Source organism: Bacillus sp. USDA818B3_A, from assembly GCF_009928415.1.
GTDB lineage: Bacteria > Bacillota > Bacilli > Bacillales > Cytobacillaceae > Neobacillus.
On sequence record NZ_JAABNN010000047.1, the window covers coordinates 1 to 6,955 of the forward strand.

The 6,955-nt window shown below is 34.7% G+C and carries 8 protein-coding genes; 7 read left to right on the forward strand and 1 reads right to left on the reverse strand.

Annotated features, from left to right (window positions below; genetic code table 11):
- The first annotated feature begins 545 nt into the window (after positions 1-545).
- The 6 genes from GXK58_RS26740 (at position 546) to GXK58_RS27630 (ending at position 5,222) form a co-directional block, all read left to right on the forward strand.
- Entirely contained in the window at positions 546-1,121 is a 576-nt protein-coding gene (locus tag GXK58_RS26740) for a TetR/AcrR family transcriptional regulator (RefSeq protein ID WP_160726214.1), read from the forward strand.
- Between the two features lie 262 nt (positions 1,122-1,383).
- Positions 1,384-2,232 (forward strand): alpha/beta fold hydrolase, encoded by an 849-nt coding sequence (locus GXK58_RS26745; RefSeq protein WP_160726215.1) that lies wholly within the window; start codon positions 1,384-1,386, stop codon positions 2,230-2,232.
- Positions 2,233-2,265: 33 nt separating this feature from the next.
- A complete protein-coding gene (locus GXK58_RS26750) occupies positions 2,266-3,327 on the forward strand; it encodes an alkene reductase (RefSeq protein ID WP_160726216.1) in 1,062 nt (353 codons plus the stop codon).
- 154 nt (positions 3,328-3,481) lie between these two features.
- Complete coding sequence (locus GXK58_RS26755; RefSeq protein WP_160726217.1) at positions 3,482-4,483, forward strand: NADP-dependent oxidoreductase; 1,002 nt, start codon at positions 3,482-3,484, stop codon at positions 4,481-4,483.
- A 139-nt stretch (positions 4,484-4,622) separates the two neighbouring features.
- Positions 4,623-4,877, forward strand: a complete 255-nt coding sequence (locus GXK58_RS27155) for an alpha/beta fold hydrolase (protein WP_202171466.1) — start codon at positions 4,623-4,625, stop codon at positions 4,875-4,877.
- Between the two features lie 228 nt (positions 4,878-5,105).
- Positions 5,106-5,222 carry an alpha/beta hydrolase gene (locus GXK58_RS27630; RefSeq protein WP_202171467.1) on the forward strand — a complete coding sequence of 39 codons (117 nt, stop codon included), beginning with the start codon at positions 5,106-5,108 and terminating at the stop codon, positions 5,220-5,222.
- Positions 5,223-5,651: 429 nt separating this feature from the next.
- Here GXK58_RS27630 and GXK58_RS26765 read toward each other — a convergent pair whose 3' ends face one another.
- Positions 5,652-6,161 (reverse strand): CBO0543 family protein, encoded by a 510-nt coding sequence (locus tag GXK58_RS26765; protein ID WP_160726218.1) that lies wholly within the window; start codon positions 6,159-6,161, stop codon positions 5,652-5,654.
- Between the two features lie 207 nt (positions 6,162-6,368).
- Here GXK58_RS26765 and GXK58_RS26770 point away from each other — a divergent pair, with 207 nt between their 5' ends.
- The gene (locus GXK58_RS26770) at positions 6,369-6,689 is read left to right on the forward strand and encodes a helix-turn-helix domain-containing protein (RefSeq protein WP_160726219.1); all 321 of its coding nucleotides are present in this window, start codon (positions 6,369-6,371) and stop codon (positions 6,687-6,689) included.
- Positions 6,690-6,955: the final 266 nt, after the last annotated feature.

The following is a 6,955-nucleotide window of genomic DNA, read 5'->3' on the forward strand; positions in this document are numbered from 1 at the left end:
GGCACGTACGGTTTGATAAGGGGGAAGCCTTGAAAAAGGTTTCCCTACTTTATTTGTTGAGCTAACGGAGCAGGGGAATGGAAGAGGGTTTTAAAACATTATCATACTTAGATTCTGTTTTTGAAACTATTATTGAATATAAAATTATGCCATTTTTTCTTTTCGCCTAATGGTTAAAAAAAAACAAAATTTATTCTTTACCAATCGTTCTCAAAATGATATTATAGATTTGTAAGGTTATTAGCTACTTTTTGTCATAATGAGAATGTTCATTCTAAAAACTTCACTTAGCACTATCTCAAGGTTACAGAAACAGATTTAAAAATCCTTTTTTAGGAGGTGAAGCTGGTAAAACGTATAGTTCATACAAAATTGGAGAATTTAGTAGTAACTCTTTAAGCTAATCTTTACTGTTCATTCTTAAAATGATATTATTGGCGAAAGGCGAGAAAGTCAATATTCTTCACCTTGTTGATTGATGATTATTTTGAAGTTAGCATTAAGATTTTCTGGTTACTTTCAGATTAATCAAAGGAAATGATAGTATGGCTAGAAATAAGGAATTCGATGAAAATGAAGTATTACGAAAAGCTATGGAACTTTTTTGGATACAAGGCTATGAAAAAACCTCCATGCAGGATTTAGTAAAGTATATGGGTATCCATCGTCGTAGCTTATATGATACGTTTGGCGACAAGCACACTTTGTTTATAAAAGCGTTGGATCATTATAATGAAATAATAAGAACTAGAATAGAGAATGAATTAAGCCAGCTGAATTCGGTAAAGGATGCTATTAGGCAATTATTTGAAATGATAATTGTCAGAGATAAACAACAACTTATTGGATGTTTGACAGTAAATACGGCAGTTGAGTTGTCTTTACATGATGAACAAGCAGCAGAAAAGGTAGTGGAGAGTTTTTCTAAGACCGAATTACTGCTAAACAATCTAGTGCTAAAAGGTCAAAAAGCTGGAGAAATATCTAAACATCATGATGCAAAAAAAACATCGGAATTTCTTCATAATTCCTTAGTAGGTCTACGCGTTATGACCAAAACTACCGATGACACAGAAAAATTAAATAATATTATTGATATTACACTTTCGGTATTAGATTAATTTTTTTACTCTTTTGGGAACAATCATTCCCAAAAGGTAATAATCAATCTAGCTGAACTTCACTTGTTTTGAAGATAAAGGGAGCAAACCCAAGGTTATGTTCATTCAATATATAGACAAGGTTATAATCTGACCCTTTAAATACTGTGTTAGTATTCTTTCTACATGCATTTTTAGAATGATCATTCTAAAAAGGGTATGTCATTCAACTAATTTATATTAAAAAATTTAGAACTCAATGTTCGAAGGAGAAGTGACTAAAATGACAACATTTACCATACCAGCTCAATCAGAATTTATTGAAGTTGAAGGTACTAGTTATGCTTATAGAAGGTTTGGTGAAAAAACGGGAGTACCTGTCGTATTTCTAGTTCACTTTAGAGGAACTATGGAAAATTGGGATCCTAATATGGTTGGTCCAATAGCGAAGGAACGTCCAGTTATCCTATTTGATAACAAAGGGGTTGGTGAGACGGAAGGACAAACACCTGTTACGATTGCTGAGATGGCACAAGATGCAGGGAAATTTATAAAAGCACTTGGTTTAGATCAAGTCGATATTCTCGGTTTTTCAATTGGTGGAATGGTTGCACAAGAATTGGCATTACAAGAAGGGAATTTGATTAGACGAATCATCATGGCAGGTACTGGACCTGAGTCTGGAATTAATCCTGAGCCAGAAATATTTGAAAGAATGAGTAGACACGGTGGGAATGCAGAGAATGCTTTGGATGATTTCATGTTTTTCTTCTACCGTTCAACTGAAACAAGTAAATCTGCGGGAATGGCATCTTTACAAAGAATTATCAATCAGAAAAAGGTTGAAAGTTCTGACCAAGTACAACAAGCCCAATTAAAGGCTTTGGCAAAGTGGTCTCAACCAAAACCCAATAATGATTACAATTGGTTACAGAACATTAAACATCCTGTGCTTGTGACAAATGGTAATAACGATGTTATGGTTCCAACCAAAAATAGTTATATTTTAGCTGAGCACTTACCAAAAGCACAACTCATTATATATCCTGATTCTGGTCACGGACACCTATTCCAATTTCCAGAACTATTTGCTGAGAACGTCAATTCGTTCCTGAATTCAACATCTTTATAAAAAATTGATAACGATTAAAAAGGAGGAAGTTATATGAGCAAGTTATTTGAACCAGTCAGAATTGGAAATATAGAACTAAAAAACCGTTTAGGTATGGCACCAATGACAAGGAGTAGAGCACTTCCAGATGGAACACCTAGTGATTTGGCGGCAGAGTATTACGGCCAGCGTGCATCGGTTGGTTTAATAATAAGTGAGGGTACTCAACCCTCAGAGGATGGTCAGGGTTATACAAATACACCTGGTATTTATACAGAATCACACATTGAGGGGTGGAAAAAGGTAACATCAAAAGTGCATAACGAAGGAGGACGTATATTTGTTCAACTTATGCATGTAGGCCGTGTCTCACATCCTGACAATACACCTCATCACCGTCAAGCTGTTGCCCCTTCAGCTATTGCGCCTAATATAGAAATATTTACAGCACAAGGAATGAAGGAGATTCCTACACCTAGAGCGTTGAGTGAAGGAGAAATTAAGGACGTTATAAATGAGTTTCGCCTAGCAGCACGAGCAGCAGTAGAAGCTGGTGCAGATGGCGTTGAAATCCACGGAGCAAATGGTTACCTTATTCAACAGTTCTTAAGTGAAAATGCTAATCAACGTCAGGATGCATACGGTGGAACGATTGAAAATCGCTCAAGATTTGCCATTGAAGTAGCAAAAGCAGTTGTTAATGAGATTGGACCAGAACGAACGGGCATACGCTTCTCTCCTCAAGGAACACTAAATGGAATAGAAGAGGGAGAAACAAGTAGTGAAATGTACCGTTATTTAGTCAGTGAGTTAGATAAGCTCAACCTTGCATATCTCCACATCATGCACTTCGGAAATGAATCATTATTACAAGAGATCCGTCAACTCTGGTCGCAAGCACTTCTTGTTAACCGAGCAGGACGTACTTTAGACCAACTTACGTTAGACTTAGATAATGAACTTGCGGACGTTATAACTGTAGGGACTTGGATGATAGCCAACCCAGATTTTGTCGAACGATTGAAATTGGATGCCCCACTGAATATGCCTGATAAAAATACCATTTATGCAGGAGGAGCGGAAGGGTATATAGATTATCCGTTCTTAAAAGAATAAGTCGGTTAGTTTTAACAGTTAAAGGGATCGACAAAACATTTTAGATTAAAAACGGTGCTTTAGGATACACAGACTAGACTAAATTAATGAAATAAACGAATGATAAAAACCATCAATGTAAGAGTTGGTGGTTTTTTAAAAGGAGATTGGGAATATGAAAGCAGCCCAAATACAAAAATACTCGAAAAACATTGAAGCACAGATTGTTGATATCCCTATACCAAGTATTAATGATAATGAGGTACTGGTAAAGGTAAAAGTTGCTGCAATAAATCCACTTGAAATATTAAATATTACAGGAAGTGTAAAATTAATACAAGACTATGATATGCCCCTTGTATTAGGAAATGAACTAACAGGGATTGTTGAAAAAGTGGGTAATCATGTATCTGGTTTTAACGTTGGAGATTCTATTTATACAAGACTCCCTATTGAAAAAATTGGGGCATTTGCAGAATATGTTGCAGTTGATGCTCAATCCATATGGCACTTGCCGAAAAATTTAGATTTTGTTACTGGAGCTGGTGCACCTTTAACAGGTCTAACGGCATACCAAGGCTTAGTAGAAGAGTTAGAAGCAAAAAAGGGACAAACAGTGTTTATTCCAGGAGGGTCAGGAAGTTTTGGCCAAATGGCTGTTCCTATAGCTAAAGCAATGGGATTAAAGGTTATTGTTTCCGGTAGTCCTTCGGCTAAAGAGAGAACGTTGAATGCTGGTGCTGATCAATATATTGATTATACTAAGGAAAATTATTGGGAAATATTAGACGAAGTTGATTTTGTAATTGATACTCTAGGTGCTGATGAATTCGAACGCGAGTTATCCATTATTAAACCAGGTGGTCGGTTACTAAGTCTTCGTACTGGACCAAATAAACAGTTTGCAATTGATAAAGGTCTGCCTAAATGGAAGCAAATTATTTTTGGATTAGTTGGCTCAAAATTTGATAAGAAAGCAAAGAAGAAAGGTGTTCAATATCGCTTCATTTTCGTTAGAGCAGATGGAAAACAATTAGAAAAAATCACAAAAATCATTGAAGAAAATAATATTGTTCCTGCCATTGATCCTACCAATTTTACAATTGATGACATTAATGCTGCACTAAAATTAGTGGCAAATGGACATCCAAAAGGAAAAGTAGTTATCAAATTTTAAAAAGGTATGCAGGAGGGGAAGTAGCAATGTCAGTTCATTATTCTTACATTGACGCACCTAACTTATTCATTCAGCATCAAAATGGTAAACGGTATGCATATAGAGAATTAGGAAAAAAAAAGGAATCCCAATTATTTTATTGACACATCTTTCAGCTAATCTTGATAATTGGGATCCTAGGATTATCGATGGTCTTGCTAAAAGCCATTGGGTCATCGTATTTAATAACTTAAGAGTGGGACTTTCCAATGGTAAAGTACCAAACAACATCCCTCAAATGGCAAATGATGCAATCACATTTATTAAACTACTAGGATTAGGTAGATTTGATAGCTTTGTCAATGGGAGGAATGATTGCTCAAGAATTAATCTTAAAGGAACCAAGCTTAGTTAGAAAGCTAGTATTAGTTGGTACGGGACCTCGAGGAGGGAAAGGTATTTCCAAGGTCACGCATATTACTAATCTTATTTAGTCCGTGCAATATTGACTTTCAAAGACATAAAGACCTATTTGTTTTTCCCAAACACACAGAATGGTAAGAAAAAACCTAAAGAATTTCTAATTCAAATAAAAAAAAGGAAAAAACATCGAGATAAAACTATCAGTTTAGGAGCGTATAGAATGCAATTAGATGCAATCAATAAATGGGGAAAAGACAAGCCTGAGGATCTATCTAAAATTGTTCAGCCAACATTAATAATAAATGGAAATCATGATCGCATCGTTCCAACAAGTTAAATCCTGATGTTGATCATTACGATAAGAAAACCGCCTAATTGAAGAGGCGGTTTATTGAGCTATCGTATCCGTCGTAATCTGCTTTAGGAGACAAGGTCATCTAACCGTCTGGTTTGCTTTGGGAAAAGGAATTTTTCAATATAAGGTGAAGATATACCTTGATGAAATTTTATGGCGGTATCGGCAAAAAAGCGTTTTGCTTCGCCCACAGTGCGCTTACCAGTAACAATTTCATTTACCATATTCAATGCCAGAAAATTCATTTCTTCTTTGTCACACTTCGCCGAAACTTCTTCACTCGTGCGGTCAGGATAAACACTTCAATCAAATTGTGCAACTTTATCAAAAAGTTCAACAGGCACCATGTAATCAATGGTCTGCCAAATCAGTATTCTTGAACTAGTTGGCAGCCCGTATTTATTGATTAACTTATGAACAACCATTTTTTGAGGTTGGGACCAACTGGCTATAATCTTCGTATTTTCTAATTATTCCGATTAGAAACCGTGAAAGTAAAAAGGTTAAAGAAATGGAAACAAAACTATGGATTGAAGTCCAAGATTTTTTGTACTTAATTAATTTTGTTTTCTTTTCAAGCCAAAACTCTACAACTGAAGATGGGATACTAAATAATAAGCACTTAAAAATAATTCCCCAAATACTTGAATTTTTAGTTATTTGATTGTAGTAAATACAACTTATAGGAAAAAGTAGGTAGCTAAACAAAACGCTAATATCAAACTTGTGTCCTAATTTAACAGGGTACTTTAAATAACCCTTTTTTACTAATAAAGTATCTAAAATTGTCGCTAAGTAGCTTTTCATAAAGAAAATTAGTAACCAATCCTTTAATGGAGGCTTTCTAATTAAATTAAAAAAAGAGCAAAGACCAAAAATAAACAACAATCTTATAATATTTTTTTGAACCTGTTTGCCCATTCTGTTACCTCCTCATTGATCCATAGTTAGTTTTATCCAAAAAGAGATTAAAAATTTAAATCGATTTGGATTATTTATTACCTAGTGTACATTTCGAGAATAATGTGTAAAGAAAAAGACTATAGACCAATTAACAGTTCCCAAGAAGGCTTTATAAAGAGAGTTGAAGAATATATAATAGGAAGAATTACATAAAGGGGCGGAAGAATGAAAAATCACTTGGTTTCACTTTCGATTTTTAGTTTAGCAGTGTGTTTAGTTATAGGCTGTTGGTTAATTTCGGATAGTTTAAGTGGTAAGAAAAACGATCATAAAAAAGAGACTCAACAACGATTGCTTACAAAGTCAGAGGTAGCAAAATACTTAGGCATAAGTCCTGTGGAAGTTCAAAAGTTAACAGAAATAAACAATGGTGATAACAGTTTTACGAGTAAAATCCCGCATATAAAAATTGATCAAACTGATTACTACCCTAAAAAAGCAATAGACAAATGGCTTCTAAACACAGAACTTATTGTTGTTCCATAATAAACTTGAACATAAATAAACAATAGATACACTAATCCTACTTAAACTAAAGAGAACGTTCGTTGAAATGTCTGAAATAGGAAATTATTCATATAAACGTCAGATCGATTGAATGTAGATACACATCTTAATCGTTTTCTACGTATAAAAATATAATAATATAAAAATAACAAGCCTCTAGGGCTGCCATAAATAGGGGCAGCCCTTTATCTATTGCGTGCCCAGCAAGCCGTTAATTGCTAGTTGGTGAAAGTCCAATCCGAGTA

What these genes read in the sequence shown, in the direction of transcription:
- GXK58_RS26740 (WP_160726214.1), top strand. Translation starts at nt 546, where the DNA reads ATGGCTAGAAATAAGGAATTCGATGAAAATGAAGTATTACGAAAAGCT.
- GXK58_RS26745 (WP_160726215.1), top strand. Translation starts at nt 1,384, where the DNA reads ATGACAACATTTACCATACCAGCTCAATCAGAATTTATTGAAGTTGAA.
- GXK58_RS26750 (WP_160726216.1), top strand. Translation starts at nt 2,266, where the DNA reads ATGAGCAAGTTATTTGAACCAGTCAGAATTGGAAATATAGAACTAAAA.
- GXK58_RS26755 (WP_160726217.1), top strand. Translation starts at nt 3,482, where the DNA reads ATGAAAGCAGCCCAAATACAAAAATACTCGAAAAACATTGAAGCACAG.
- GXK58_RS27630 (WP_202171467.1), top strand. Translation starts at nt 5,106, where the DNA reads ATGCAATTAGATGCAATCAATAAATGGGGAAAAGACAAGCCTGAGGAT.
- GXK58_RS26765 (WP_160726218.1), bottom strand. Translation starts at nt 6,161, where the DNA reads ATGGGCAAACAGGTTCAAAAAAATATTATAAGATTGTTGTTTATTTTT.
- GXK58_RS26770 (WP_160726219.1), top strand. Translation starts at nt 6,369, where the DNA reads ATGAAAAATCACTTGGTTTCACTTTCGATTTTTAGTTTAGCAGTGTGT.